Consider the following 24,140-nt stretch of genomic DNA (forward strand, 5'->3'; position numbering starts at 1 on the left):
CCAGACAGGTGCGGAGGAGTTGCTTCAAATGGAAACGCCCTATGACTGGATCACGGTCGGCATCTTTGCCGGACTGATCGTCCTGTTCATGCAGCGCTCCACCAGCGACAGCGGCAACGACGTCAACGATCCCCTGTGGATGTACCTTGCAGCGGGTGTCGGCTGCGCCGTCGCCAACTACGTCGGCAATGAAGGGCAGCACCTGCTGGCCATCCTCGCGATCGTCGGGACGCTCGCCTTCGTGTTCCACTATCTCAAGCCGTTCAGCTGGCCCAAGGCCGACTAGGACTAGCGACCCGAAATCAGCACGTCCTTGCTCGCGCCCATGTCGCGCAGAAGTGTTTCCGCGAAGTCCGCCAGGCGGGTGAGGGCGGCCTCGCGATCGGGATCGACCGTCGATACCCGGGTCAACACCGCGTCCGGAATCAGTCCCTTCAGATTGGCGATCGCGACCGAAAGCCGCTGCGACGCCCAGGTCAGCGGCATGTCGGTCCCGACCCGCGTCCAGTAGACGATCTGTTCGGACCGGCCCGGCAGGGTCGCGGTGAGATTGTTCGCCTTGATGCTGCCACCCCCGGTGGCAAGCGGGATCGGGACGATCGGCGACAGCTTGAACCCGCCCGCGGGATAGCAGAATTCGGGCCGATGGACCTGCAACAGGCCGGTCTGCCCGGCGCTTTGCGCGATCAGCAGCATCATCGGCGGATCGACACCATTGGTGTAGGTCCGGGTCAGCAGCTGCGAATAAAGCGAATCCGACAGCGTGTCTTCGGTCGGCACCACCAGCCCGCTGTTGGTCAGGAATTCCCACGACCCGATCTTCTTGGGGACGAGCTTCTCGAGCTTGCGTGAGCCAAGATAGTCGACGGGCTTGCTCGGCAGCCGGGCGTAGGTCGTCGCTGCGCCGGCGGCCATCACGCCCCCGATCAGGAAGCGCCGCCGATCGAGCCCGCGCGTGCTCGTGCCCACGGCCTCGATGTCGTGCTCTGCTTGTTCGCGCTCAGGCATTGGCGGCCTTCTTCCTCGCCCACAGCCGGCGCGGGCTGGTGATGATCGCCTCGATCGCCATCAATGTCGCGAGGGCCGCCGCGAAGGTCAGGATGCCGGCGAAATCGTGGAGGAAGCCCTGCGCCGTGGCTTCGCCTGCGTAATAGGTGATGAGGATCAGGATCAGCACCCGTATGAAGTTCGCCAGCACCGCGATCGGCACGACCAGCAGCGCCATGCCGATGAACAGCTTCTTGTCGTCGCTGTTCTTCAGATAAACGTAGAACATGCAGATCGCCGACAGCGTCAGCAGGCTGTTCAGCCCGGAACAGGCGGCCGCGACAAGCAGCTCATATTGCGCGATCTGGATCATCACGCCCGAACTGCCGATCGGATAGCCGAGCGCGTACAGGAACTTCACCGCCGCGCTCGAGATCACGATCTTCACCGGCTGGGTGATGACGGCAACGACCTGGTCGGGCGGCGGCAGCGCGAAGGCGAGATAGAGGATCGGGAACCAGCAGGCGCGAAGGACCGCAGGGCCAACCAGCAGATAGGCTCCGGCGACCACCGCCGCGTACATGATGAACACCTGCAACTCGAGGATGCCGGTGATCCCAGCCACGATGTAGAGCGGGACGAGCACCAGCAGGGCACCGATCCCCAGGATCGCATTGCCCGGACGTGTCAGGTGCCGCGACGCGCTATATTCGCGCCATAGCAGCCACAGGCCGGTCGCCATGACGATGGGCCCATGCCCGCCCTGTTCGGTGGTCCAGTTGAAGCGCGCGACGTCGAACATCGGCGGCAGCACGAAGGCCAGAAAGCCGACAATCAGGGCGACATGCGAAAGCTGCCATTGGGACAGCCAGTTCGCCTTTTCCTTTTGCTTCACAAGCAGCACTAATGACCCGCCCTGATCTGCGTTGGCAGACGAACCGAATTGATCCAAGACGCTAGTCCCATGCTACAGGGTTGGCAATCGCCCGCCCCGAGGGCTTCGGGGACCGAAAGCTTCGACTGCATGATGACCGTCCTCGCCCTGATCCTGCTTGCGCCCGTGCTGCTCAGCGATCTCATGTTCGTTGCCGAAGTTGCCCTTGGCCTTCCCCGCGGCGCCCGCACACTGTGGCGCCGCCCGCTAGGGACGACCGCGATCATCCTGCCCGCGCACAATGAAGAAGCGGTTATCGCGCGGACGCTGGAAAGCCTTACGCAGGCCGCTGGCCCGCGGTTCAGGGTGCTGGTGGTCGCCGACAATTGCACCGACGACACCGCCAGCATCGCGCGCGGGCTCGGGGTCGAGGTGATCGAGCGGCAGGACGCGGTGAACCGCGGCAAGGGCTTCGCGCTCGCCTTCGCCCGCGATCACCTGCGCCAGGCGCCGCCGACCGCGGTGATCGTCCTCGATTCCGATTGCAGCACCAGCCGCGACGGGTTGGAAGCGCTGGCCGGTGCGTGCCAGCAGCTGGGCCGGCCGGTGCAGGCGATCAACCTCCTCGAACCCTCGCCCACGGCGGGCGCGCTGGTCCAGGTTTCCACCTTCGCCTTCCTGATCAAGAACCTCGTTCGCCAGCGCGGCCTTCAACGCCTCGCCGGAAGCGTGCACCTGACCGGCACCGGCATGTGCATCCCGTGGCCCATGTTCGAGGGCGCGGACTTAGCGACGTCGAGCATCATCGAGGACGCCCGCCTCGGTCTGGAACTTGCCCGGGCGGGCGCCCACCCGCGGCTGGTCGAAGAATGCATCGTCTGGTCGCCCCATGCCGACCAGTCGCATACGCTCGGCCAGCGCAGCCGGTGGGAAGGCGGCTTCCTCGCGCTGGCGAAGGCCACCGCGCCGGGGCTGATCGCCCGCGGAATCGCCACCTTGTCGCCGCGAACGCTGCTGGCGGGGCTCGACCTGCTGGTGCCGCCACTGACGTTGCTGGCGCTCGTCAACGCGGCCGTTCTGGCGCTTCTGCTCGTCCTTGCAGCCTTTGGCGCTTCACCCGCGCCAGCGCTCCTCCTCGCGGGCGTCGGCCTCGTCGCCGCGCTCGTGCTCCTGCTCGCTTGGTGGCGCGAGGGCCGCACCTTCCTGAGCCTTGGCGCGCTCGTCCGCCTGCCGCTCTACGCGCTGTGGAAGATCCCGATGTACCTGAAACTGGTCCGCTCGGGCGCGCCCAAGCAGTGGAATCGGACCGAGCGTCCCCAGTAGGTCAGTCGCGCTCGGCCTTGCCCCCGCTCAGCGCCAGTTCGGCAAGATAGGCCGCTTCGCGCGCCGGCTGGTGCCGTTCGCGAACCCGCTCGCTGGCGGCCGCCGCAAGGCGCTGGCGCTCCCCGTTGCTGAGCGCGAGGAACCGGTCGATCGCGTCGGCCAGCAGGTCGCTGTCACCGGCCGGGACAAGAAAGCCGTCGACGCCGTCGCGCACCAGTTCGGGAATCCCCGCGATCAGCGTGCTGATCACCGGCCGGCCAAGCGCCATGGCTTCCATGATGACGACCGGCAGTCCTTCGGCAAAGCTCGGCAGGACGAGAGCATCGGCTGCCAGCAGCTCCCCCATCACCCGTTCGCTGTTGATCCAGCCGGTGATGGTCACCCGCTCGCCGAGGCTCGCTTTGGCGACGGCGTGCTCCAGCTCGGGCCGCATCGGCCCCTCGCCGGCGAGCACGAGCTTGAGGTCGGGGTGCTTGTCCCCCAGCCGCTCCAGCGCCTCGATCAGCTTCAGCTGCCCCTTCTGCTCGCAAAGCCGACCGACGCAGACGAGGCGCTTGGCTGCGGGCGGGGGCGTCGGCGCTGCGACCAAAAAGGTCGGCTCGGGCGTACAGCGCACGATTTTGATCTTTGGCCAGTCCTGCGGATCGACCCAGCGATAGAGCTGGCTCCGGCAATAGGATGTGATCGCCACCACGAAGCTTGCCGCCGCCGCCTTCTCGCGCAGTTTCAGCTGGCGCGGCGCGTCGAACTCTTCGGGGCCGTGGACGGTGAAGCTAAAAGGCAGTCCGCACAGCGCATGGACGATCGTCGCGACGATCGCGGTATTGGTCCCGAAATGGGCATGGAGATGCGCGACCCCGCGCCGCCTGCTCCAGCCGACCACCCAGCATGCCTCGAGGAAATAGGCGATATGCTTGAGGCCGGCCTGGCTCCCCCGCGCCAGCCGCAAGGTGGCTGCAAGCCCGCGCGCGAAGGCAAGAGGCGACCGCAAAAGCAGCCCGGCCGCGCTCGCCAAAAGGCCCAGCGCGCCCGACTGCAGGACATAATCGGTGAGCTTCTGCTCCTCCTCGTCGAGCGCGCTTCCCTGCGCATCGTCCCAGCCCCGCACCGCCAGCCGCGCGACCTCGTGCCCCTGCCGCTCGAGCTCGCGCATCTCGGTGCGGATGAACGTGTGGCTCGGCCACGGATAACGATTGATGAGGTAACCGATGCGAAGCATGGCGACACGTCATAGAGCATCGGGTGTGGGACGATAGAGAGGCCGGTTTGCGCAAAACCGGTAAACGTCCCGTGAGTGGACGGGTGCAAAGGCCAGCCATATAGCCGCCCGCATGGGATTGGATGATGTTGGGTTCGTCATCATAGGGCGAAACGAGGGCGAGCGGCTGATGCGCTGCCTTCGCTCGGTCCCTGACGTTCCCGCCCGGATCTACGTCGATTCCGGCTCGACCGACGGAAGCCAGGACTTCGCCCGCTCTCTTGGCTTCACCGTTCTCGACCTCGAACTTGGCCAGGGGCAGGAATTCACCGCTGCGCGCGCCCGCAACCTCGGCCTTGCCGCCATCGCCGACAGCCATCCGGAGGTCCGCTTCGTCCACACGGCCGATGGCGATTGCGAGCTGACCCCCGGCTGGGTCCAGCAGGCGCGGGAAACCCTGGCCGCGGACGAGACGCTGGCGGTGGTGTTCGGTCGCAGGCGCGAGAAATATCCGACCCGCAATATCTATCATGTCGCCTGCGAGATCGAATGGGACGTCCCTGCGGGCGAGGCGCGATCGTGCGGCGGCGACGCGCTGTTTCGCCTTGCGGCGCTGCAGTCCGTCAACGGCTACAACCCGCGGCTGATCGCCGGCGAGGAGCCCGACCTTTGCCTCCGCCTGCGCCAGAACGGGTGGCGGATCTGGGCTAATGGGCGCGACATGACGCTGCACGACGTCGATATCGGCAGCATGCGCCAGTCCTGGCGCCGCGCGATGCGGGCCGGCCATGCCACTGCGGAATTGGCGGCCCTCCACGGACGACAGGGCGATCCGGGCTGGCACCGGTTCCTCCTCAGCATCTTCTTTTGGACGGGCGTGATGGCGCTGGCGGCGCTTCTGCTGCTCGGCGCGGCCGCCTTCCAAAGCGCTGTCTTCCTTGCCCTTGGCCTCGCTGTCGTGGCGCTGCTGGCCGTCCAGGTCGTGCGCACCAGCGGGCAGGCGCGGCGCAAGGGGTTCGGGCAGGGGACGGCGCTGAAGTGGGGCCTGCTCCTGTTCGTGTTCAAGATCGCGCAGGTGCAGGGCGTGCTGATCTACTGGGCGCGGCGGCTGACCTCGTCGCGCCGCACCCTCATCGAATATAAGTGAGCTGCGCGAAGGATGAGCGCCAAGGGCTGGATCACCGCATGAGGATCGCGTTCGCATTGCCCGGGCTCCACCGCGTCTCGCGGGGTGCGGAAATCGCCTTCATGTCGGTCGGGTCCGAACTTGCCCGCCGCGGGCATGAGGTGACGTTGATTGGGTCGGGGCCCGAACGGCCCGGCACCTCGTATCGCTATCTGTCCGCGCCGCTAATCGGGCGGGAACGGTTCGAGCGGTTCCCGAGCTGGCCCGCCTTCCGCACCGAAACCTCGTGGGAAGAAGCAAGCTTCATACCCGGTTTCCTGCGCGTCTATCGCCCGGCCGACTATGACGTGACACTGGCCTGCTCCTACCCCTTCCTCAACTGGGCGCTGCGCTCCCGCAAGCACAAGGGCAGGCGCCCCGCCCATGTGTTCGTCACGCAGAATGGTGACTGGCCGGCGCAGGCCGACAACAGCGAGAATCGCTTCTTCGGCTGCGAGGGGCTGGTCTGCATCAACCCCGATTATCTGGAAACGAACCGCGATCGCTATCGCTCGGCGCTGATCCCCAACGGCGTCGATCTCGCGCGCTTCCACAACATGCCCCCGGCCCGGGCCGACCTTGGCCTGCCCGAAGGCGTTCCGCTGGTGCTGATGGCGAGCGCGCTCATCCACAGCAAGCAGGTCGGCACCGCGATCGACGCGGTGAGCAGGCTTCCCGGCGTGCATCTGGCGGTTGCCGGCGATGGCCCCTTGCGCGCCACGCTGCGGGACCAGGCGGCCAGGCTGATGCCCGGCCGCTTTCATAATTTCACCGTCACGCCCGACCGGATGCCGGCGCTCTACAACAGCGCCGACCTGTTCCTGCACCTGTCACGCGACGAATGTTTCGGGAACGTCTTCGTCGAGGCCATGGCCTGCGGCCTGACGACAGTCGCCTGGGACCTTCCACGCACGCGCTGGATCACCGACACCACGGCGTGCCTCGTGCGTGACGAGGATATGGACGCCCTGACCAGCGGCATCGCCGACAGCCTTCAGCGCAGTGCCGACCGCAGCGCTCTCGAAGAACGCGCGAAACTCTTCTCGTGGGACAGGATAGCCGCGCAATATGAGGCATTCCTGGCCGAGGTCATCGCCCAGCGCGGGTGATCGCACACATAAAAAAGGGGCCCGACCTTTCGGACGGACCCCTTGTTTTTGCGTAGTTTACCGAGGCGCTTTTAGGCAGCCTGATAAAGATGTGCGGCGGTCGCGCGGCGGCGACGCATCGAGAAGCCGACGGCACCGAAACCGATCAGCATCAGCGCCCAGGTGCCCGGCTCGGGAACCGCGGCGGTCTGGCTGAAGGCAACCGAACCACCGAACGAGCCATTCTGCGAGCCCGGGGTGCCCTGGATGTTCAGGGTGTAGGTGCCGGCACCGATGTTGATCGTGTTGTTGGCAAAGCCAAACGTGTCGTTCGGATCCGGACGGACCTGCACGAGGCTGGTCCCGGGTGCGCCGCCGATCGAGCCACCGAAGAGCGAGACGCTCGAGAAGGTGACGTTGTCGGCCAGCGACGTCGCCGACGTCAGCACGTTGATGTTGAGGATACCCGCAACGTCGGTGGTGAAGGTCAGCAGTTCATTGAACGGATTGGCAAGATCCGCGTCGCTGAACCCGATCGTGAAGTTGTTCGGGTTGGTTGCGGCAATATCGAGCTTGGTATTCGCAACCGTGGTGGCGAGATTACCCGTAGTAACGATGGAAGCAGCGCTTGCCGCACTTGGCAAAGCGGTGGCGGCGATCGCGGCAGCGACCGTGAGTTTCAGCATTTTCATGACGTTCCCCTAGCGTGGAAGAGTCGGTGAAATCGCGTTTCCACCGCGGCAGGGTTAACGGGTTGGTAAGGAATTTGGTTCCGAGGTCTCGCCTTTTTTCTTCGCACCTGCAGCAAGTTGTCCATGGCGGTCGGCATTTAATCGCTACACAGGTGAAACAAAAAATCGGTAATTAATCTCGGAACCTGATGCGATGAGTTGAGTTACGCACGCCCGTGCTCGCACGTTCTATGATGCCGTTCCGTTCTTCGTGCGGACGATTGTCACCACGTCGCCGATCTTGGTCGCCGCGAACAGTTTTTCTGCAAAACCGGTCGGAACGCCGACGCATCCGTGAGTGGCGGCGCCCCACCGCACATTGCTGCCGTGGATCGCCACGCCGTCGCCGGTCAGCCGCAGCGTGTAGGGCATGGGCGCGTCGTACAGGCTCGAACGGTGGTTCTTGCCCTTCCACAGGATGGGGAACCGTCCGAGCGGGGTTTCCTTGCTGTCCGCACCATAGAGCGCGACCGTGGTCCCGATCTCGTGCCCGCCGCGAAACACGCTCATCAGCTGGGTGCGCAGGTCCACCCGGACGGTGACCGGGCCGGGCGGCACGCCCTCGGCGTTCCACTCATATTCGCCATATTGAAGCCGCCGGTCGACCCGCAGCAGCGAGCGGGGGGCGATGGCGAACCCGGCCTTGCCGGTCGCCTCACGCCGCTGGTCGGGGGAAAGGTAGATCCGCTTGTCGTCGGCGCTGGACCGCGACTGCACCGCAGGCGCAGCAGCAGCGCTCACCGCGGCGTCGGACCGGGGGACCGCCAGATAGGAAAGGAACCCACCTACCACAGCCGCAACGCCGACCAGGGTCAACCAGCGCATGATCGTCCGTTCAGGCCAGCGCCGGCCGCGCGGCGGAGCGCCGTCGCAGGGAGGTTCCGGCAAGGCCGAAGCCGACGAGCATCAGGAACCAGCTTTGCGGTTCGGGAACGGCGCTGGTCGGCGGAGTGGTGCCGGGCGGCACCTGCCCGCCGCCGCCGCCGCCGCCGCCTGCACCGCCGCCGCCGATACCGCCACCACCGCCGAACACCGCAGCGCCGACCAGCAGCGGCGGGCCTCCGGCAACGGCGGCAGCCGCAGGCGCAACCACGCCCGCCAGGGCTTCAGGCGGCGCTTCGGTCACGGGCGGGGTCGCCTCGGCGGGGGGCGCGGCCGGTGCCGGTACAACCGCCGCGGCCAGCCGCTCGGTCGGCGTCGCGGAGGTCGCTGGCGCGGCCTCGCGGACCGCCAGGCTCTGCTTCTTCTTTTTCTTCTGGCTGAGCGCACCCTTTACGCGCTCGCCCGGCGAGCGGGCGTCGAGGAGGGACATGATCTTCTGCGACGCCGCAAGACCGGGCATGGCGACTCCATGGTCGCCAAGCGTCGTGATCGCCAATGGCGCCGAGGCGATCGCCGCCACGCAGGCAGCGGAGGCCAGCATGAGCCGTAGCTTGGACGCTCGATGCAGGGACAAGACGACACTCCAGGGACAAATTCGTCGATGGTGAAACGGTTAAAGAGAAATTAAGTTTCTTCCCAGCCCCTTGGCAGGGCCGTGCTCGTCTTCGCGCGGATGCGACGGGTCCAAACTGGACCCTCGCCACCGCCTGTGCTTGACCGCGACGAACCTTGCCGAAGCATCTATGGGAATGCGCATGAACGATACGAATCTGCCGACGACCGGCCAGGCGGCGCCTGCGAACATCAGGCCCGTCATTCTTTGTGGCGGGTCTGGCACGCGCCTGTGGCCCCTCAGCCGCGCCCATTTCCCCAAGCAGCTGGCAAGCTTCGATGGCGGGCCCTCCCTGCTTCAGAACACCGTGACGCGTGCGTCGGGCGCCGGGTTCGCGCGGCCGATGCTGATCACCGCCGAGGACCAGCGCTTCCTCGTCCGCGACCAGGTCGAGGACACCTCTTTCGAGGCGGAGTGCATCATCCTCGAACAGCAGGGCCGCAATACCGCGCCCGCGCTCGCGGTCGCCGCGCAATGGCTGGCCCAGCGCGCGCCGGGCGAGATGATGCTGGTCCTTCCGTCGGATCACGTCATCGACGACCTGCCCGCCTTCCATGCCGCGATCCGCGAGGCGGTCCCCGCGGTGCAGGCCGGCAAGATCGTGACCTTCGGAATCCACCCGACCATGCCGCATACGGGCTACGGCTATATCCGGGTCGATGCCGGGGCCGGCAATGCGGGCGTCCTCGACGTTGCCGAATTCGTCGAAAAGCCCTCGCTGACCAAGGCCGAGGACTATGTCCGTTCGGGCAATTATTTCTGGAACGCCGGCATCTTCCTGTTCCGGGCCGAGGACCTTCTCGCCGAAATGGACGCGCATGCCCCGGGCATCGCCGCCTGGGCGCGGGCAGCGGTCGACGGCGGCGCCACCGACGGCACCTTCTTCCGCCCGGCCGAGCAGAATGAAGCCTCGCCGATCGACCCCATTTCGATCGACTATGCGGTGATGGAGCGCTCGACCAACGTCGCGGTGGTCCCGGTCGACATGGCCTGGTCCGACCTCGGTTCGTGGAACGAGATCTGGGGCCGCGCCGCGCACGACGACCGCGGCAATGCGCTGCACGGAAGCGCGATGGCGCTCGACACCAGCAATTCGCTGCTGTTCGCCGGGGGTGAGACGACGATCGCGGCCCTCGGGCTCGACAACCTCATCGTGGTGGCGGTCGACGGCGCGGTCCTGGTCAGCTCCCGCGACCGCGCCCAGGACATCGGGGCGGTGGTCAAGGCGCTCAAGGCCAGCGGCAATGCGGTTGCCGACCAGCCAAGCGTCGTCCACCGGCCGTGGGGATCGTACCAGACCACCGACCTCGATGAGCGTTTCCAGACCAAGCGCATCATCGTCCGCCCGGGGGCCAAGCTGTCGAGCCAGCTGCACCACCACCGTTCGGAGCATTGGGTGGTCGTCTCCGGCACCGCCGAAGTGACCGTCGGCGAGAAGACCTTCCTGCTGCATGAGAATGAATCGACCTACATCAGCGCGGGCACCGTCCACCGCCTCGCCAACCCCGGCAAGGTCCCGCTCCACCTCGTCGAGGTCCAGTGCGGTAGTTATCTGGGCGAAGATGACATCGTGCGGTTCGACGATATCTATGGCCGGGCGGGGCAGGGCTGACCGCCTCCGGCCACGCGATACGTTATCGCCGGATTAACTTTATTTCTTAAGCATAGGAACAGCCTGGTGCCGCGGTGCGTCATGTACACCGCGGCAGTGGGCCTTTCTCCTGTCCAGCCTCGTGTTGCGTCCGGAGTACCCCTATGAAGAAGTTTGCGTTCATCGCCGCTGCGTCGGCCCTCGGCCTCGCGGCCACCCCGGCCTCGGCTGCCATCATCGTCACGGCTTCGCCCGGCGCGGTCCAGCCGCCCGAGAATGTCCTTGCCGACACCAGCCTGACCGGCACCTCGGTGGTGGGCACCACCAATCAGACCAATACGATGGTGAGCGTCCAGTCCGACGAAGCGCTGACCACGACCGCTTCGAACGGCCAGTCGCGCTTCATGGCTGCCGACAAGTCGCCGCTCGATATGGGTTCGGTCTTCCTGACCAACGGCGGCACCTTTACCAGCGCCGAATTCAACCTCTTCAACGCGCAGGGCAGCACCAGCTCGGTCGCGATCACGGTGAACGGCGTCACCCAGAATTTCGCGCTCGGCAACGGCGAGAATTTCTTCGGCTTCGAGGCCACGGGCACCGACGCCATCACCTCGATCAGCTTCGACACCAACGGGACGGGCGTTACAGATCTCCGCCAGCTGCGCCTCGGCGGCGTGACTGCGGCCGTGCCGGAGCCCGGAACCTGGGCGCTCATGCTGGTCGGTTTCGGCGCGATCGGTGCCTCAATGCGTCGTCGTCGGCGCACCGTGCACCTGTACCAGGTCGCCTAACCCAACGAGTTCGTCTCGACAGGAGGGAGCGGCTCCGGTGCCTTGCGGCATCGGGGCCGTTTTTCTGTTGTGGATTGCCCGCGCAAAAGCGCTGCGCGCATGGCGCTGGCAGGCTCTCAAATGATGTCGGAAAGCCTGGTGACCCCTACGGGACTCGAACCCGTGTTTCAGCCGTGAAAGGGCCGCGTCCTAACCACTAGACGAAGGGGCCAACTGGGCGGGGGGCTGCCTAGGCGAAGGTGCGCGGGTGGTCAAGCAGGCAAGCTACCGACCATCGGTCAGGCGTCGAAGGTCACGCGAACGCCGCATCTTCCAGGTGCAATTCGGCCGCATTGCCCCCGGTCCAGCTGTCGCGGTGGACGGTCCCCGCCAGCCACAGCTTGCGCTCGCCGGGCATCGCCAGCAGCGCCTGGCCAAGCTCGCTGTCGGCGGCCCGGAAGGCGATCCACTTGAAGCTCGCCCCATCGGCCCCGCAGGCGATGCCGCGGACGTGGCCGTTGCCGACCACCCCGACCCGCATCAGCCGCGCCTCGCCCGCGGCGACGCGGGGCTGCGGCCAGCCGACCCCATAAGGACCCGCCTGGTCGAGCGAATCGCACAGGCCGCCGGCCACGCCCCGCGGCGCGCACAGGGTATCGAGCACCAGTGCGCGGCCGGCGGTGGCGATGGCGACGTCCGCCGCCAGCCGCTGGTTCAGGAAATCGCGGAACGCGGGCACCCCGCCTGGCGCAAGCGTCACCCCGGCGGCCATTGCATGACCCCCACCGCCCGCGGCCAGCCCCATGTCCCTCGCCGACAGGATCGCCGCGCCAAGGTCGACCCCGGTGATCGACCGGCCAGAACCCTTGCCGATCCCGTCCTCGCCGACCGCGATGACGAAGGAGGGGCGGCCGAATTTTTCCTTGAGGCGCCCGGCGACGATCCCGATCACGCCCGGGTGCCAGCCCTCCGCCGCGACGGTCACCACGGGGTCGCTATCGAATCCGGCGGCCTGCGCCAGCGCATCGTCGAGCACCAGCTGCTCGATCCCGCGGCGCTCCTCGTTGAGGCGGTCGAGTTCCAGCGCGATGGCGTGCGCCTCGTCGGGGTCGGTGGTGGTCAGCAGCCGCACCCCGAGGTCCGCGCGTCCGACCCGGCCCCCGGCGTTGATCCGCGGACCAAGCGCGAAGCCAAGGTCGCGGCAGCTCGGCGCCGCGCTCAGCCGTGCGGCCTGGGCAAGCGCGTTGAGGCCGATGTTGCGCCCGCCCGCCATGACCTTCAGCCCCTGCGCCACGAACGCGCGGTTGAGGCCGTGCAGCTTGGCGACGTCGGCCACCGTGCCGAGCGCCACGAGGTCGAGCAGCTCGATGATCCGGGGCTCCGGGCGCGCGGCGAAATAGCCGCGGCCACGCAGCGTCCGCACCACCGCCACGCCAAGCAGGAAGGCCATGCCGACCGCCGCGAGGTGACCGTGGCTGATCCCTGTCTCGCCCTCGTCCAGCCGGTTGGGATTGACCAGCGCATGGCACAGCGGAAGCGCGGCCGCGCACTGGTGATGATCGACCACCACCACGTCGAGGCCCGCCTCGCGCGCACCGGCCAGCGGCTCGAACGCCTGCGCGCCGCAGTCGACCGTGACGATCAGGCTCGCGCCCCGGGCCTTGAGGTTGAGCAGGGCAGGGAGGTTGGGGCCATAACCCTCGGCCTGGCGATCGGGGATGTGGACCATCGCCTCGATCCCGAGCTGCCGGAGCAGCAGCACCAGCAGTGCGCTGCTGGTCGCGCCATCGACGTCATAGTCGCCGAAGATGGCAATGGTCTCCTGCGCCAGCACCGCTGTAGCGACCCGCTCGGCCGCCGCGTCCATGTCGCGGAACAGGCTGGGGTCGGGAAGCAGGTCGCGCAGCGTCGGGTTGCGGTAGCGGTCGAGCTCGTCCGGGCTCACCCCGCGGCCGAGCAGCAGCTCGTCGAGCAGGGCCATGCCCAGTTTCTCTTCCGATTGCGGCCGCCGCCAGCGCCATGCCTGGCCCGACAGCGACCGTTCCACTCCAAGCGCCGCACTCATGGCTGCGCCGATAGCAGCTCCGCGCGGATGGTGCGCGCCTGATCTCGCGGCAGGGCGGGTAGGATCTGCCCGCCCGAACGCCCGCCCGCGACGTCCACTGCCAGGCTGGCGATCCCGAACCGGCGCGACCAGCTGCTTTCCTTGAGGGTCACGCTCTGCACATTGCGTAAGGGGAGGAGGAGGGTGCGGCGGCTCCACCAGCCGCTGCGGATCAACAGGCGCTCACCATCCAGCGCATAGGAGGTGTGCCGCCATTCGAACCAGCGCAGCAGGCCGAGCGCAAGAAAGCCGGCGAGCGCGAAGAGCGGCGGCCAGGCATAGGCTTGAAGGGGCGCATTCAGCGCGACGAAGAACAGCAGGCCGCCCACCGCGCCCACACCCGTCACGATCCCGATCAGCGCCAGGGCGCTGGTGACATAGCCGCGCGACACTTGCCGCCAGGGCGTGGACGCGTCCGGCACGGTGAGCCCGATGTGTGACGCTATCGGCGCGATCTCGGCATCGCTGGCGAGCGGCGCAAGCACATGGTTGCTGCGCCCCTCCTGCCCCTTCCGGCCGCCCCCGCCGCCGCCTTCGCCGGCCAGGCTCAGCACCTTGAAGGCGCGCCAGCCGAAGCGATTGCGGATCGGACCGGTGGCGATCAGTCCGGCCTGGATCCGCCGCGCCGGGAGCGAGACATCGGTCCTGGTGAGGAGCCCGCGGCGGCGGCGAAACCCGTTGCCGGTGCGGTCGAGCCGGAACCCGAATTCGCGCAGCACCGTGCGCAGCAGCCCGGTCGCGATCCCGACCAGCACCAGCACCGCCGCCCCGCCGATCGCCAGCCCGATCCGGTGCGCGAGAAGGAAGTCGCCAAGCCCGTTCTGCTCGAGGATCGGGGTCCAGAAGCGGCGCTTGAATGGGTCGATGCCAAGCGCGTCGCCGACCGTCTGGCTGGCGCCGAACAGGCCCGCCAGCACCGCTAGGCTGAAATTGAAGAAGCCCAGCGTCAGCACCCGCTTAAGGTCCATCGCGAATAGCGCCGGGGTCTCGGCTTCGGCGATCGCTGTTGGCGCTGACGCAGGCACCGCGGAAGCGCCCAGGCCCTGCCGCATCGAGCGCACATATTCGCGCAAGGCCTCGGCGCGGTGGAGGGCGATGCCGTCCAGCACGCCTTCCTCCTTGCCCGCCGCCGACCCGCCGGTCTCGAGCGTCACCCGCGCGATTCCGAACACCCGCTGCAGGGGTCCCTGCTCGATGCTCACGTCGGCCACCCGGTCGAACGGGATGGTGCGCTGGTTGCGGCTGACGATCCCGCTGTCGATCCGGATCGCGTCGCTCCCGACCCGGAAGGAAAAGCGCCGCCAGTGAAGGAACAGCCCGCCCAGCGTCATCATGGCAATGCCCGCAAAGATCATCAGCGCGACGCCGATGCGGCCCTGAACGGCAAGGAAACCGCCCGCCGCGATTCCGCCGACCACGTTGCGCACCGCGCGCCCGATCCCGCTCAGCAGCGCAAGCGGGTGCAGCCGCTCGGCCGGCGCGTCGTCAGCGGTCACCGGAACCGGGGTCACCTCAGTCGAGGTCCGCCTTGATGTGGGTACGGATCACCGCCGCCAGTTCGGCCGCACGGGCGGGCGACAGGCCGGGCAGGCTGACGATGCTGTTGTGCGTGCCCGCGGTGTGGATCGCCAGCGTCGCGGTGCCGAACATCTTGTCGAGCGGCCCGCGCGCGATATCAAGGTGCTGCACCCGGACCAGCGGGACGGCGGTGTCGCTGTGCCACAGCCAGCCGCGCACCACCCGCAGCAGCGCGGGCTCCAGTGCATAGCCGATCCGCGCCCAAATCCGGGGCGGCGCGGTCACCGCCGTGATCACCGCCAGCAGCGGCATCGCCACCAGCAGCAGCCCGCTGAAGTCGGTTTCCCGCAACGCCACCCGGTCGAGGACGATGGCCCCGATCACGACCGGCAGCCAGGCGATCAGGGTCCGCGCCCGGATGACGTTCACGTAGGAACGCTCAACCGGCTCCACGCCGACGGGACCGCCCGCGTGGACGAACGGGGGCGTTTCGCGGTCTGCGGTCAGCTCAGCTGTCATACCCGCATGATACAGCAGCCGGGCCGGGCTTCAATGGCTCTTGCGATGCTCGCCCGAGATCCGCCGCACCGTTCCGCTCGACGCGCGCATGACGATGCTTTCGGTGGTGAGATAGCCCTTGCGGCGCTTCACGCCCTTCAGCAGCGACCCGTCGGTGACGCCCGTCGCGGCGAAGATGCAGTCGCCCTTGGCCATGTCTTCCAGGCGATAGATGCGGTCGAGGTCCTCGATCCCCCAGCGGCGCGCGCGCGAACGCTCGTCGTCGTTGCGAAACAGCAGGCGGCCTTCGATCTGCCCCCCGACGCAGCGCAGGGCCGCGGCGGCAAGCACGCCCTCCGGCGCACCGCCCGACCCCATGTAGATGTCGACGGTGGTGTCGGGATTGGTGGTGGCGATGACACCCGCGACGTCGCCGTCGGGGATCAGCATGATGCCGCAGCCAAGCGCGCGCAGTTCGGCGATCACCGCGGCGTGGCGCGGACGATCGAGGACGCAGGCGATGATCTCGTGCGGGTCGACGCCCTTGGCCGCGGCCAGCGAGCGGACATTCTCGGTCGGCGACCGCTCGAGGCTGACGGTACCCGGCGCATAGCCCGGCCCGATCGCCAGCTTCTCCATGTAGACGTCGGGCGCGTTCAGCAGGCACCCGGCCTCGGCGATCGCCAGCACGGCCAGCGCGTTGGGACCCGCCTTGGCGGTGATGGTGGTGCCTTCCAGCGGATCGAGCGCGATGTCGATCTTGGGGCCGGTGCCCTGCTCGGACCCGACCTTTTCGCCGATATACAGCATCGGCGCCTCGTCGCGCTCACCCTCGCCGATCACCACGGTGCCGTCCATCGGCAGCTCGTTCAGCGCGGCGCGCATGGCTTCGACCGCGGCGGCATCGGCCGCCTTTTCGTCGCCGCGGCCGATCAGGGTCGAAGCGGCGATGGCGGCGGCTTCGGTGACCCGCACCATCTCGAGGACGAGTACGCGGTCGAGGATGTTGCTGGCTTGAATCACGGGTCTGTCGTCCTCCTGTTGGCCTTGGGGCCTGCCCTACCGGGGGGCGGCGGCTGCGGCAACCAAGCTCCCCAGCAGCGATGCTCGTTCCGCCGCCTCAATAGAAACCCGAAGCCAAACCGCTCGGGCGGGCGTTGTCCATGTCATGCGCATCCTTGCCCTGCTGCTCGCCGCCGCCTTGTCCGCCTGTTCCAAGCAGGACAAATGGGCCGACAACGTCGCCACCCCGCCGCTCAACGTCATCGCGGAAGCGCCGGGGGACTGGACCGCGCTCGACGGGATGATCGGCCGCCGCCCGTCCGAAAGCGGCCTTGTCGAAAACAGCCCGATCAGCGTCGACCTCGAAGCCCGTCTCGGCCCCGACGCACAGACCTATCGCAACGCGATGATGCGCTCCGGCCCACTGCAGCGCTCGGGATTGCTGATGGTGTCGAAAGGACCTGATGCGTGGCTGGTGATCGATCCGGAACAGCACGCCTTCCGCGCCGGCCTGCTCCGGGAGGGGCGCTGGCAGGACTGGCATACCGCCGGGACCGACCTGCCCCGGCCGCTCTAGCTCATTCGTCGCCCGCGGCCTCGTCCACCTCGTGGGTGAGCAGCGCCTTGCGGACGCGAATGGCCCGGGCTGCGATCCGGGTCTCGATCAGGAATATGAAGAAGCCCGCGGCCAGCGTCACCATCGCGCCGATGAACAGCAGCGCGATGGCGGTCCCGGCATGAAGGTTGGTCAGCGCCGCGGCGAACAACAGCACCACCACGGTGCAAACCAGCACGGCGCTTGCGACGGTGGAGGTGATGGCGCTGCTCATCAGCCCCATCCGCCGGTCCACCATGTTGATCTCGCGCACCAGCCGGTCGTGCTCGGCCCCGACACTGCCGAGCAGTTGCGGTTCGATCACCCGGCCACGATCGACGATCCGCGCCAGCCGCCCGGTCAGGGTGTTGAGGAAGGCGCCGATGCCCGCCAGCAGGAACACCGGCGCGACCGCCTGGCCGATGATCCGGGCCACCGCCTGCGCGGTCTCGGGCGTGTCAGGAAACATCATCAGGCCTTCTTTCCCGCCGTCCGGCAGCGGTCCGAACAATAAAGGACATTCGCCCAGTCCCGCTCCCATTTCTTGCGCCAGCTGAACGGCAACCCGCAGGCCGCGCACGTCTTGCTCGGGAGGTCCGCCTTCTTGCGCATCTTGGGCATTGGAAATGTCATGGGCAGCGCCGCTCCCCTAGTCAAACCCGCGTGCCGTCCGCATGCTGGGCCTCGATGAGCGATTTTGAATTCCTGTTTGCGTTGTACGGGCTGATGCTGGGCCTGTCCGTCGCCGAAGTGCTGAGCGGACTTGCCCGCAGCATCGAGGACCGGTTGCATGGCCGTCCCGAACTTCGCCTCGGCTGGCTCACCCCGCTGCTGGCGGTGTTCGTGCTGCTCGACCTGTTGTCCTTCTGGTCGGCGGCCTGGACGCTGCGGTCGCTGGTGTCGGTGTCGGGGGAAAGCCTGATGCTGGTGACGGCCTTTGCCGGCGCCTATTACATGGCTGCCCGGCTGGTATTTCCCCGCGACCTCGACCGGATCGACGATCTCGACGATCATTTTTTCCGCGTCCGCCGAATCGTGCTTGGTATCCTTCTCGGGCTGCTGGTGGTTCAGATGATCTATTATGCCAGCATCCCTTCCTTGGCCCCGCGCCTTCTCGTCCCCTCGAGCCTCGGCATGACGCTGCTGCTCGCGGTCCTCCTCGTCCTCGGCATGGCGGTTCGCGGCCGCATCGCCGCGACATTTGTCCTTGCCGCCCTCGTGACACGCTATGTCGCGGGCTACATTATCTTCTGACCATGTCCGCTTTCACCGACCGCGCCTCCATCATCGTTCCACCCATCGGCCTTGCCGTCGCCATTGCGGCGATGGCGGGGGCCGGCTGGTGGCTCCTTTCGGCCCTGATCCTCGCCGCCACCGTGCTTGCCGCCGTGCATCACGCCGAAGTGGTGGCGGAGCGGGTGGGAGAGCCGTTCGGGACCCTCATCCTCGCGCTGGCGGTGACGGTGATCGAAACCGGGCTTATCGTCAGCCTGATGCTCGCCGCACCCGAAGGATCGAGTGCGCTGGCCCGCGACACGGTGTTCGCTGCCAGCATGATCATCCTCAACCTGATGCTCGGCGTCTGTCTCATCGCCGCCGCCCGTCGCGCGATGCAGGTGCGCTTCGTTCGGACCGGCGCCAATGCCGCGCTCAGCACCATCGCGGCGCTGCTGGTCCTGACATTGGTCCTGCCCAATTTCACCACCAGCGTCGCCGGCCCGATCTACAGCCCGACCCAGCTCGCCTTTGTCGCGATCTTCGCGCTGATCCTCTACCTGACCTTTGTCTTCGCGCAGACCGTCCGGCACCGCGACTATTTCGTCCGTCCGGAAGCGGCCGGAAGCGACGATCATCGCCCGACGGCCCGGACGGCGGGCATCAGCTTCGCGCTGTTGCTGGTCAGCCTGCTCGCCGTGGTCCTCCTCGCCAAGAGCCTGTCGAAACCGCTCGAGCAAGCGATCGCCGCCGCCGGGGCTCCCCGCGCCCTGGTCGGCATCGTCATCGCCGCCGTAGTCCTCCTTCCCGAAGGACTCGCCGCGTTGAAGGCCGCGCGGCTCGGCCGGCTCCAGACCAGCCTCAACCTCGCGCTCGGCTCGGCGCTCGCGACCATCGGCCTCACCATCCCGGCGGTGACGGTGGTCGCCTTCCTGCTCGACCTGCCGCTGTCGCTGGGGCTCGAGGACCAGGGCGTGGTGCTGCTGGTGCTCACCCTGTTCGTCTCGTCGCTGTCGCTGGCGCGCGGCCGGGTGACGGTGCTCCACGGCGCCGTCCACCTCGTCATGTTCGCCGCCTACCTGCTGGTGACGATGGTCCCCTAGGAGCGCGCCCGCGCGAGGTTGAAGGTGCCAAGCGCGTTGCGCAGCACCAGCTGGTCGGTGCCGATGGGCTCCACCTCGAACGGCAGGGCTAGCGCCTGCAGGCCAGCCGTCTCGAAGCTCATGTCCGGGCAGGTCATCCGGGTCGCGGCGACCGCGCCGACGCTCAGCAACTGGCCGGCCAGCGCATAAGGCGCGGTCAGCCGGTTGCAGCCAAGCTGGAGGCTCAGCCGGCCCCGCTCGAAGCTCGCCTCAAACGGCCGGTCGAGCGGGGTCGAACGCCCGCTCACCGACAGGACGTTCCACTTGCCGGCGCCAAGCGACAGGCCGCGCGACTGGGCACCGCCGCAGCCGTCCCAGGCTTGCCCGTCCACCGTCACCCGCACCGTCTGCGTGTAGGCGCTTCCGCCCAGCGCGCAGGCCTGCACCCGGCTGTCGATGATGATCCGCTTGCCCTGCAGGCGCCCGTCCTTCGGCACCGTTCCCGCTTCATTGGTTTCATCGACCAGCAGGCGGCCATCGTCGCTTGCGAAGACGACCCGGCCCGGCGTCGCGGTCAGCCGCCACCCGGGCTGCTCGCCGCGGGCCTGCAGCGGGTCGACCGCGCCGCCCGGGGTGCCGACGCGACCCGCGCATCCGCCAAGACAAAGCGCGGCGATCGCCGCAATGCTGAAAATCCTTCGTTCCATGGTCCCGTGAACGCACGGGAAGGGGAAAGGATGGCCTAGACCGACTTCAGCAGCTTCTTCACGCCGCGCGCCGCCTGCCGCAGCCGCTGCTCATTCTCGACCAGCGCGATCCGGACGAACCCTTCGCCCTCCTCGCCGAACCCGACTCCCGGCGCCACCGCCACCCCGGCCTCGCTCAGCATCCGCTTGGCGAATTCCATGCTTCCCATCTTCTGGAAAGCCTCGGGGATCGGGGCCCAGGCGAACATGCTCGCTTCCGGCACGGGGATATCCCACCCGGCCCGCCCGAAGCTTTCCACCAGCACGTCGCGCCGGCGTTTGTACAGCGCGCGGGTCTCGGCGATGCAGTCCTGCGGTCCGTTCAGCGCCGCCACCGCCGCCGCCTGCACCGGTGTGAAGGCCCCGTAATCGAGGTAGCTCTTCACCCGCGTCAGCGCCGCGATCAGCTCACGATTGCCGACCGCAAAGCCGATCCGCCACCCGGCCATCGAATAAGTCTTGCTCATCGAGGTGAACTCGATCGCCACCTCCTTGGCGCCCTCGACCGCCAGGATCGACGGCGTCGGCGTCTCGCCGAAATAGATTTCGGCATAAGCCAGGTCGGAGATGATCCAGATCCCGTGCTCGCGCGCAAAGGCAACCAGTTTCTCGTAAAAGGCGACGTCGGCGACATAGGCCGTCGGATTGCTCGGATAGCCGATCACCAGCACCTTGGGCCGCGGCACGGTGTAGCGCATCGCCATCCGCAGCCGCTCGAAGAACTCCTCCCCCGGCGCGGCGGGGATCGAGCGGATCGCGGCGCCCGCGATGATGAAGCCGAAGCTGTGGATCGGATAAGAGGGGTTGGGCGCCAGGATCACGTCGCCCGGCGCGGTGATCGCCTGAGCAAGGTTGGCGAGGCCTTCCTTCGACCCCAGGGTCACGATCACCTCGCTGTCGGGATCGAGCTCCACCCCGAACCGCCGCTGGTAATAAGCCGCCTGTGCCTTGCGCAGCCCCGGAATGCCCTTGGACGCCGAATAGCCATGCGCATCGGGCTTGGCCGCCACCTCGGCCAGCTTGGCGATCACGTGCGCCGGCGGCGGCGTGTCGGGATTGCCCATCCCGAGGTCGATCACATCCTGCCCCCGCGCCCGCATCGCCGCGCGCATCCCATTCACCTCGGCAAAGACATAGGGCGGCAGCCGCTCGATGCGGTAGAAATCGGTGTGCATGCCGCCGACCTTAGTTGTGATCTTCGGCAATCGCGAGTGCCAAGACGGGACCGCGTGCCGCCAGGGCCTGTCCTCGATCGCCGCTGCTGCTACACGGCCAATCCATGACCGAAACTGGGCGCCCACCACAGGCTGGAATCGAACTGAGCTGGGCTCACTGCATTCCGACCGTCAGTCGTATCGACATTCTCAAGGTCGCCGTTGCCTGTTCGGCTGCGCAGACCCGGTCACCGAAAGAGATCATCGTCGTCGATGCGAGCCCGGATTGGGAAGCGCATGAGAGAGAGCTGCGCGAATTGCTTGCCGGGACAGCGATCAGGCTGGTCGTCATTCCCGCGCAAGAACGCTCCGCCGCCTTTCAGCGCAACCAGGCGCTCGACCATGTCACCGCCGACGTCGTCCTCTTCACCGATGACGACAGCCTCCTTTTCCCCGACTACGCCGAACGGACGCTCGCCATCTTCGAGCGTGATCCCGACCAGAGGATCGTCGGCGTAGGCGGCAATCTCGTCGCCGACTTTCCGCCTGTTGCCGCTCGGATGCTGGGGCTTCACGATGGCTCGAATGTCCCCGCCGCCTTGGAGCAGAAGGACACCGGCACCCGGAAGGTCGCCAGGCTCGCCGGCTTTCTCGAGGAAAATCTGAAGATCTGGCCGTGGATCCGCAAGGAAATCCTGATGATGAGCATGGAGCGCATGTTCGTGCCCTATGACGAGGGACGGCCCGGCAATGCGGACCGGGTGGCCGGCATCATGGGCAGCGATGAGGGTTATCTCAGCGACTATCTGCCGGGTGGTTCGATGGCGATCCGTTCGCCGGTCGCTAAGGCCGAGCGCTTCAATTCCTACCTGCTCGGCTATTCGCCGTGCGAGGACCTCGATGTCAGCTATCGCTACGGCCGGCATGGGGCCTGCGTGATCATCCACGCTTCGCGGCAGCACCACTATGAAGTCGCTGCCAGCCGCGCTTCCCGCTACCTCGCGACCCTTCTCGGCGTTTCCAACGTGGCCTTCTTCATCAGGGTGAACAGCGCCGATCCCAGCCGTCTGGAAGGCCGCTACTGGATTTTCGTCGCCCGCCGGCTGCTTGGCGAAACGATCAAGGACGTGGTCGCACGGCGCTTCGAATTCCCCCAGGTACGCGGCATCCTTGGCGCCATTCCCCTTGCCTATCGTATCTTCCGCCGCGATCGCCGTGATGTCAGCGCCTGGTACAAGGAGCAGCAGCGGGCGCTGATCGCAGCCCGGCGCCGCTAGAGCCGCCCGCTTACTTCTCCCACGCCGCGCGTTGGCGGACGCCGTAGGTGAAGCGGATGCGGACCCATTCGCCGACCTGGTAGCGGCCGCCGACCCGCGGGGGCAGGACGCGGAACTGCCAGGAGGCGGCCAGTACCGCGCGGGCCAGTTGCGATCCGCGCGGATTTTCGCCCAGCGACACGCAATCGTCGACCCTGAAGTCGGCCACGGTGCGGCAGGCGATGAGGGCCCAGCCGGGCTGCGCGGTCGACAGGTAGCCGCGCATCTCGCCATCGGACGGCTCGCGCTGCCAGGCGGCGGCGTACAGCTTTTCGCCATTGGGGCCGGTGCCGTCGACCAGCGGGGTGTCGGCCTCGGTGCTGGGCGCCGCCGGGCCGGCCCGCGCCACCGGCCGCGGGACCGATGGCAGCGAGCGAAGGTCGGCCGCCGCCAGCTCGTCGCGCGACAATTGCACCAGCGGCGCCGGCTGCGGCGTCGGCGGCTGCACCGACGGGGCGGCGGGCGCGGGGACCTGCGGGGTATCGATCGGCCGGGGCGGGGTTACCGCGGCGGTCTTCGCCGTGACCTTGGTTTCGGGCTTCTTGACCGGCACCACCGGCTCGGGCCGCGGCGCGGCAAGATCGAAGGTCTTGAGCGGTTCGCCGACCTTGGCCATGTCCGCCATCCGCCCGCTCCCCAGCGTGAGAAGCGCGAGGACGACCAAAAGCTCGAGCAGGATCGCGGCGCCGAGCCCGATCAGCCGCTGGCGCCGCGGCCGGCGCTGCTTCGCCCGGACCGGAACGTCTTCCGCATAGTGCGACAAAGGCTGCATCACGCCCATCCGCCGCCCCTAGCGCAGGCGGCGCTCCTTGCCACGGGGCGTTTCGACGGGCTGAGGCGATTTCACCCCCTGCCGTAGGCGGGCAGGCTCCAGCCCCGTGCGATCGCCAGGCCGCGCAGGCCAAATCCGGCCAGCGCCGCGACCAGCGCCGCGGCCCAGCCGGTCACGCCAAGCAGCGCCAGCCCCACCAGCAGCCCCGCACTCAGCGCCGCCGCCGTGACGTAAAGCTCGGGCCGCATCAGGATCGACGGCTCGCCCGCCAGCACGTCGCGGATGATTCCGCCCGCGCAGGCGGTCAGCACGCCCATCGCGAAGGCGGGGACCGGCGCGATGCCATAGGCCAGCGCCTTGGCCGCGCCATAGGTGGCGTAGGCGCCAAGCCCCGCCGCGTCGAACCACAGCAAGGCCGATCCCGCGAACCAGCGCCGGCTCGCCAGCCACACCAGCAGCGCCGCGGAAAAGCAGATCACCAGCACCTCATTGCCCCGGGTCCAGAACACCGGTGCCCCGATCAGTAGGTCGCGCAAGGTGCCGCCGCCGACCCCGGTCACCACCGCAAAAAACAGGAAGGTGACAAAGGTCTGCCGTCGCTCCGCCGCCAGCAGCGCGCCCGACACGGCAAACACCGCGATCCCGAACAGGTCGATCGCCTGGATCGCCAGCGGCAGGGCAGGAACGGGAAGATTGGGCGTCATCGCATTCCCGTCATTGCGAGGAGCGCGGCGCCGAAGCAATCCATTGCGCGCGGGCCCCGAACACTTCTCGCCGCCCGCGATTTCTTGCCCCACGCCTGACCCTCCGGTCCGCTCATTCCAGGCCGCTCGCTGCGACGGGGCGCGGCACGCACTGTCCTACACCCCCCGATCCATGCCATGGTGAGCCCATGCCTTCGACCGCTTTCGCCCAC

Annotated in this window: 25 protein-coding genes, 1 tRNA gene and 1 pseudogene; 10 read left to right on the forward strand and 17 right to left on the reverse strand. The window is 67.8% G+C overall.

The annotated features are described in order from the left end of the window. Positions 1-28: 28 nt before the first annotated feature. A complete protein-coding gene (locus tag ABD729_RS04580) occupies positions 29-286 on the forward strand; it encodes an XrtV sorting system accessory protein (protein ID WP_344708974.1) in 258 nt (85 codons plus the stop codon). A gap of 2 nt (positions 287-288) precedes the next feature. On the opposite strand, the gene epsI is transcribed toward ABD729_RS04580, so the two are convergent. Together epsI and xrtV are read right to left on the reverse strand one after the other, a co-directional pair. Next, positions 289-1,008 carry an exosortase-associated protein EpsI, V-type gene (gene epsI / locus ABD729_RS04585; protein ID WP_344708975.1) on the reverse strand — a complete coding sequence of 240 codons (720 nt, stop codon included), beginning with the start codon at positions 1,006-1,008 and terminating at the stop codon, positions 289-291. Next, positions 1,001-1,891 (reverse strand): exosortase V, encoded by an 891-nt coding sequence (gene xrtV, locus ABD729_RS04590; RefSeq protein ID WP_344708976.1) that lies wholly within the window; start codon positions 1,889-1,891, stop codon positions 1,001-1,003. Before xrtV ends, epsI begins: the two co-directional genes overlap by 8 nt. A 120-nt stretch (positions 1,892-2,011) precedes the next feature. Here xrtV and ABD729_RS04595 point away from each other — a divergent pair, with 120 nt between their 5' ends. Next, entirely contained in the window at positions 2,012-3,184 is a 1,173-nt protein-coding gene (locus tag ABD729_RS04595) for a glycosyltransferase family 2 protein (protein ID WP_344708977.1), read from the forward strand. Position 3,185: 1 nt separating this feature from the next. On the opposite strand, the gene ABD729_RS04600 is transcribed toward ABD729_RS04595, so the two are convergent. Next, a complete protein-coding gene (locus ABD729_RS04600; protein WP_344708978.1) occupies positions 3,186-4,403 on the reverse strand; it encodes a glycosyltransferase family 4 protein in 1,218 nt (405 codons plus the stop codon). Positions 4,404-4,515: 112 nt separating this feature from the next. On the opposite strand from ABD729_RS04600, the gene ABD729_RS04605 reads away from it, so the two are divergent. Together ABD729_RS04605 and ABD729_RS04610 are read left to right on the forward strand one after the other, a co-directional pair. Beyond that, the gene (locus tag ABD729_RS04605) at positions 4,516-5,529 is read left to right on the forward strand and encodes a glycosyltransferase family 2 protein (RefSeq protein WP_344708979.1); all 1,014 of its coding nucleotides are present in this window, start codon (positions 4,516-4,518) and stop codon (positions 5,527-5,529) included. A 38-nt stretch (positions 5,530-5,567) separates the two neighbouring features. Beyond that, positions 5,568-6,656 carry a glycosyltransferase family 4 protein gene (locus ABD729_RS04610; protein ID WP_344708980.1) on the forward strand — a complete coding sequence of 363 codons (1,089 nt, stop codon included), beginning with the start codon at positions 5,568-5,570 and terminating at the stop codon, positions 6,654-6,656. A 71-nt stretch (positions 6,657-6,727) separates the two neighbouring features. Here ABD729_RS04610 and ABD729_RS04615 read toward each other — a convergent pair. The 3 genes and pseudogenes from ABD729_RS04615 to ABD729_RS04625 form a co-directional block, all read right to left on the reverse strand. Further along, a pseudogene (locus ABD729_RS04615) lies at positions 6,728-7,255 on the reverse strand (FxDxF family PEP-CTERM protein); the annotation flags it as partial. A gap of 300 nt (positions 7,256-7,555) precedes the next feature. Then, positions 7,556-8,191 carry a L,D-transpeptidase family protein gene (locus tag ABD729_RS04620; protein WP_344708982.1) on the reverse strand — a complete coding sequence of 212 codons (636 nt, stop codon included), beginning with the start codon at positions 8,189-8,191 and terminating at the stop codon, positions 7,556-7,558. Between the two features lie 10 nt (positions 8,192-8,201). Beyond that, entirely contained in the window at positions 8,202-8,789 is a 588-nt protein-coding gene (locus ABD729_RS04625; RefSeq protein WP_344708983.1) for a PEPxxWA-CTERM sorting domain-containing protein, read from the reverse strand. Positions 8,790-9,003: 214 nt separating this feature from the next. On the opposite strand from ABD729_RS04625, the gene ABD729_RS04630 reads away from it, so the two are divergent. Together ABD729_RS04630 and ABD729_RS04635 are read left to right on the forward strand one after the other, a co-directional pair. Next, a complete protein-coding gene (locus tag ABD729_RS04630; RefSeq protein ID WP_344708984.1) occupies positions 9,004-10,473 on the forward strand; it encodes a mannose-1-phosphate guanylyltransferase/mannose-6-phosphate isomerase in 1,470 nt (489 codons plus the stop codon). Between the two features lie 143 nt (positions 10,474-10,616). Beyond that, positions 10,617-11,243 carry a PEPxxWA-CTERM sorting domain-containing protein gene (locus ABD729_RS04635; RefSeq protein ID WP_344708985.1) on the forward strand — a complete coding sequence of 209 codons (627 nt, stop codon included), beginning with the start codon at positions 10,617-10,619 and terminating at the stop codon, positions 11,241-11,243. Between the two features lie 136 nt (positions 11,244-11,379). Here ABD729_RS04635 and ABD729_RS04640 read toward each other — a convergent pair. The 5 genes from ABD729_RS04640 to glpX form a co-directional block, all read right to left on the reverse strand. Beyond that, positions 11,380-11,454: transfer RNA gene (locus tag ABD729_RS04640), tRNA-Glu, on the reverse strand. A gap of 81 nt (positions 11,455-11,535) precedes the next feature. After that, positions 11,536-13,287 carry a single-stranded-DNA-specific exonuclease RecJ gene (gene recJ, locus ABD729_RS04645; RefSeq protein ID WP_344708986.1) on the reverse strand — a complete coding sequence of 584 codons (1,752 nt, stop codon included), beginning with the start codon at positions 13,285-13,287 and terminating at the stop codon, positions 11,536-11,538. Next, positions 13,284-14,822 (reverse strand): PH domain-containing protein, encoded by a 1,539-nt coding sequence (locus ABD729_RS04650; protein ID WP_344708987.1) that lies wholly within the window; start codon positions 14,820-14,822, stop codon positions 13,284-13,286. Before ABD729_RS04650 ends, recJ begins: the two co-directional genes overlap by 4 nt. Before the next feature lie 16 nt (positions 14,823-14,838). Beyond that, complete coding sequence (locus ABD729_RS04655; RefSeq protein WP_344708988.1) at positions 14,839-15,363, reverse strand: PH domain-containing protein; 525 nt, start codon at positions 15,361-15,363, stop codon at positions 14,839-14,841. Between the two features lie 30 nt (positions 15,364-15,393). Then, complete coding sequence (glpX, locus tag ABD729_RS04660) at positions 15,394-16,365, reverse strand: class II fructose-bisphosphatase (protein WP_344708989.1); 972 nt, start codon at positions 16,363-16,365, stop codon at positions 15,394-15,396. Positions 16,366-16,510: 145 nt separating this feature from the next. Between glpX and ABD729_RS04665 the strand changes: the two genes are divergently transcribed. Next, positions 16,511-16,921 (forward strand): hypothetical protein, encoded by a 411-nt coding sequence (locus ABD729_RS04665; RefSeq protein WP_344708990.1) that lies wholly within the window; start codon positions 16,511-16,513, stop codon positions 16,919-16,921. Between the two features lies 1 nt (position 16,922). On the opposite strand, the gene ABD729_RS04670 is transcribed toward ABD729_RS04665, so the two are convergent. Both ABD729_RS04670 and ABD729_RS04675 read right to left on the reverse strand, forming a co-directional pair. After that, positions 16,923-17,411 carry a DUF2721 domain-containing protein gene (locus tag ABD729_RS04670; RefSeq protein ID WP_344708991.1) on the reverse strand — a complete coding sequence of 163 codons (489 nt, stop codon included), beginning with the start codon at positions 17,409-17,411 and terminating at the stop codon, positions 16,923-16,925. Next, the gene (locus ABD729_RS04675) at positions 17,411-17,560 is read right to left on the reverse strand and encodes a DUF2256 domain-containing protein (RefSeq protein ID WP_344708992.1); all 150 of its coding nucleotides are present in this window, start codon (positions 17,558-17,560) and stop codon (positions 17,411-17,413) included. Before ABD729_RS04675 ends, ABD729_RS04670 begins: the two co-directional genes overlap by 1 nt. Positions 17,561-17,626: 66 nt before the next feature. Here ABD729_RS04675 and ABD729_RS04680 point away from each other — a divergent pair, with 66 nt between their 5' ends. Both ABD729_RS04680 and ABD729_RS04685 read left to right on the forward strand, forming a co-directional pair. Beyond that, positions 17,627-18,193: a hypothetical protein gene (locus ABD729_RS04680; RefSeq protein WP_344708993.1), complete on the forward strand. Its 567-nt coding sequence runs from the start codon at positions 17,627-17,629 to the stop codon at positions 18,191-18,193. Positions 18,194-18,195: 2 nt separating this feature from the next. Further along, positions 18,196-19,257 (forward strand): calcium:cation antiporter, encoded by a 1,062-nt coding sequence (locus ABD729_RS04685; RefSeq protein WP_344708994.1) that lies wholly within the window; start codon positions 18,196-18,198, stop codon positions 19,255-19,257. Here ABD729_RS04685 and ABD729_RS04690 read toward each other — a convergent pair. Both ABD729_RS04690 and ABD729_RS04695 read right to left on the reverse strand, forming a co-directional pair. Then, positions 19,254-19,943 (reverse strand): META domain-containing protein, encoded by a 690-nt coding sequence (locus ABD729_RS04690; protein WP_344708995.1) that lies wholly within the window; start codon positions 19,941-19,943, stop codon positions 19,254-19,256. The two genes, ABD729_RS04685 and ABD729_RS04690, sit on opposite strands and share 4 nt — an antisense overlap. 35 nt (positions 19,944-19,978) lie before the next feature. Then, positions 19,979-21,157, reverse strand: coding sequence for an LL-diaminopimelate aminotransferase (locus ABD729_RS04695; RefSeq protein ID WP_344708996.1), 1,179 nt, complete (start codon positions 21,155-21,157; stop codon positions 19,979-19,981). Between the two features lie 104 nt (positions 21,158-21,261). On the opposite strand from ABD729_RS04695, the gene ABD729_RS04700 reads away from it, so the two are divergent. Beyond that, on the forward strand, positions 21,262-22,413 hold the full coding sequence (locus ABD729_RS04700; protein WP_344708997.1) for a glycosyltransferase family A protein: 1,152 nt from the start codon (positions 21,262-21,264) through the stop codon (positions 22,411-22,413). 10 nt (positions 22,414-22,423) lie between these two features. Here the strand turns inward: ABD729_RS04700 and ABD729_RS04705 are convergent, their stop codons facing one another. After that, positions 22,424-23,224, reverse strand: a complete 801-nt coding sequence (locus tag ABD729_RS04705; RefSeq protein WP_344708998.1) for a hypothetical protein — start codon at positions 23,222-23,224, stop codon at positions 22,424-22,426. A 71-nt stretch (positions 23,225-23,295) separates the two neighbouring features. Continuing rightward, the gene (locus tag ABD729_RS04710) at positions 23,296-23,928 is read right to left on the reverse strand and encodes a trimeric intracellular cation channel family protein (protein ID WP_344708999.1); all 633 of its coding nucleotides are present in this window, start codon (positions 23,926-23,928) and stop codon (positions 23,296-23,298) included. Positions 23,929-24,140: the final 212 nt, after the last annotated feature.

The sequence above is a fragment of the Sphingomonas humi genome (assembly GCF_039536725.1).
Taxonomy (GTDB): Bacteria; Pseudomonadota; Alphaproteobacteria; order Sphingomonadales; family Sphingomonadaceae; genus Sphingomicrobium; species Sphingomicrobium humi.

Bases quoted from the DNA above. Each gene is read 5' to 3' on its own strand.
- ABD729_RS04580 (WP_344708974.1), top strand. From the start codon at position 29: ATGGAAACGCCCTATGACTGGATCACGGTCGGCATCTTTGCCGGACTG.
- ABD729_RS04670 (WP_344708991.1), bottom strand. From the start codon at position 17,411: ATGATGTTTCCTGACACGCCCGAGACCGCGCAGGCGGTGGCCCGGATC.
- ABD729_RS04625 (WP_344708983.1), bottom strand. From the start codon at position 8,789: ATGCTGGCCTCCGCTGCCTGCGTGGCGGCGATCGCCTCGGCGCCATTG.
- epsI (WP_344708975.1), bottom strand. From the start codon at position 1,008: ATGCCTGAGCGCGAACAAGCAGAGCACGACATCGAGGCCGTGGGCACG.
- recJ (WP_344708986.1), bottom strand. From the start codon at position 13,287: ATGAGTGCGGCGCTTGGAGTGGAACGGTCGCTGTCGGGCCAGGCATGG.
- ABD729_RS04595 (WP_344708977.1), top strand. From the start codon at position 2,012: ATGATGACCGTCCTCGCCCTGATCCTGCTTGCGCCCGTGCTGCTCAGC.
- ABD729_RS04695 (WP_344708996.1), bottom strand. From the start codon at position 21,157: ATGCACACCGATTTCTACCGCATCGAGCGGCTGCCGCCCTATGTCTTT.
- ABD729_RS04700 (WP_344708997.1), top strand. From the start codon at position 21,262: ATGACCGAAACTGGGCGCCCACCACAGGCTGGAATCGAACTGAGCTGG.
- ABD729_RS04710 (WP_344708999.1), bottom strand. From the start codon at position 23,928: ATGACGCCCAATCTTCCCGTTCCTGCCCTGCCGCTGGCGATCCAGGCG.
- ABD729_RS04635 (WP_344708985.1), top strand. From the start codon at position 10,617: ATGAAGAAGTTTGCGTTCATCGCCGCTGCGTCGGCCCTCGGCCTCGCG.
- ABD729_RS04665 (WP_344708990.1), top strand. From the start codon at position 16,511: ATGCGCATCCTTGCCCTGCTGCTCGCCGCCGCCTTGTCCGCCTGTTCC.
- ABD729_RS04600 (WP_344708978.1), bottom strand. From the start codon at position 4,403: ATGCTTCGCATCGGTTACCTCATCAATCGTTATCCGTGGCCGAGCCAC.
- ABD729_RS04680 (WP_344708993.1), top strand. From the start codon at position 17,627: ATGAGCGATTTTGAATTCCTGTTTGCGTTGTACGGGCTGATGCTGGGC.
- ABD729_RS04675 (WP_344708992.1), bottom strand. From the start codon at position 17,560: ATGCCCAAGATGCGCAAGAAGGCGGACCTCCCGAGCAAGACGTGCGCG.
- ABD729_RS04605 (WP_344708979.1), top strand. From the start codon at position 4,516: ATGGGATTGGATGATGTTGGGTTCGTCATCATAGGGCGAAACGAGGGC.
- ABD729_RS04705 (WP_344708998.1), bottom strand. From the start codon at position 23,224: ATGCAGCCTTTGTCGCACTATGCGGAAGACGTTCCGGTCCGGGCGAAG.
- ABD729_RS04630 (WP_344708984.1), top strand. From the start codon at position 9,004: ATGAACGATACGAATCTGCCGACGACCGGCCAGGCGGCGCCTGCGAAC.
- ABD729_RS04620 (WP_344708982.1), bottom strand. From the start codon at position 8,191: ATGCGCTGGTTGACCCTGGTCGGCGTTGCGGCTGTGGTAGGTGGGTTC.
- ABD729_RS04685 (WP_344708994.1), top strand. From the start codon at position 18,196: ATGTCCGCTTTCACCGACCGCGCCTCCATCATCGTTCCACCCATCGGC.
- ABD729_RS04610 (WP_344708980.1), top strand. From the start codon at position 5,568: ATGAGGATCGCGTTCGCATTGCCCGGGCTCCACCGCGTCTCGCGGGGT.
- ABD729_RS04655 (WP_344708988.1), bottom strand. From the start codon at position 15,363: ATGACAGCTGAGCTGACCGCAGACCGCGAAACGCCCCCGTTCGTCCAC.
- ABD729_RS04690 (WP_344708995.1), bottom strand. From the start codon at position 19,943: ATGGAACGAAGGATTTTCAGCATTGCGGCGATCGCCGCGCTTTGTCTT.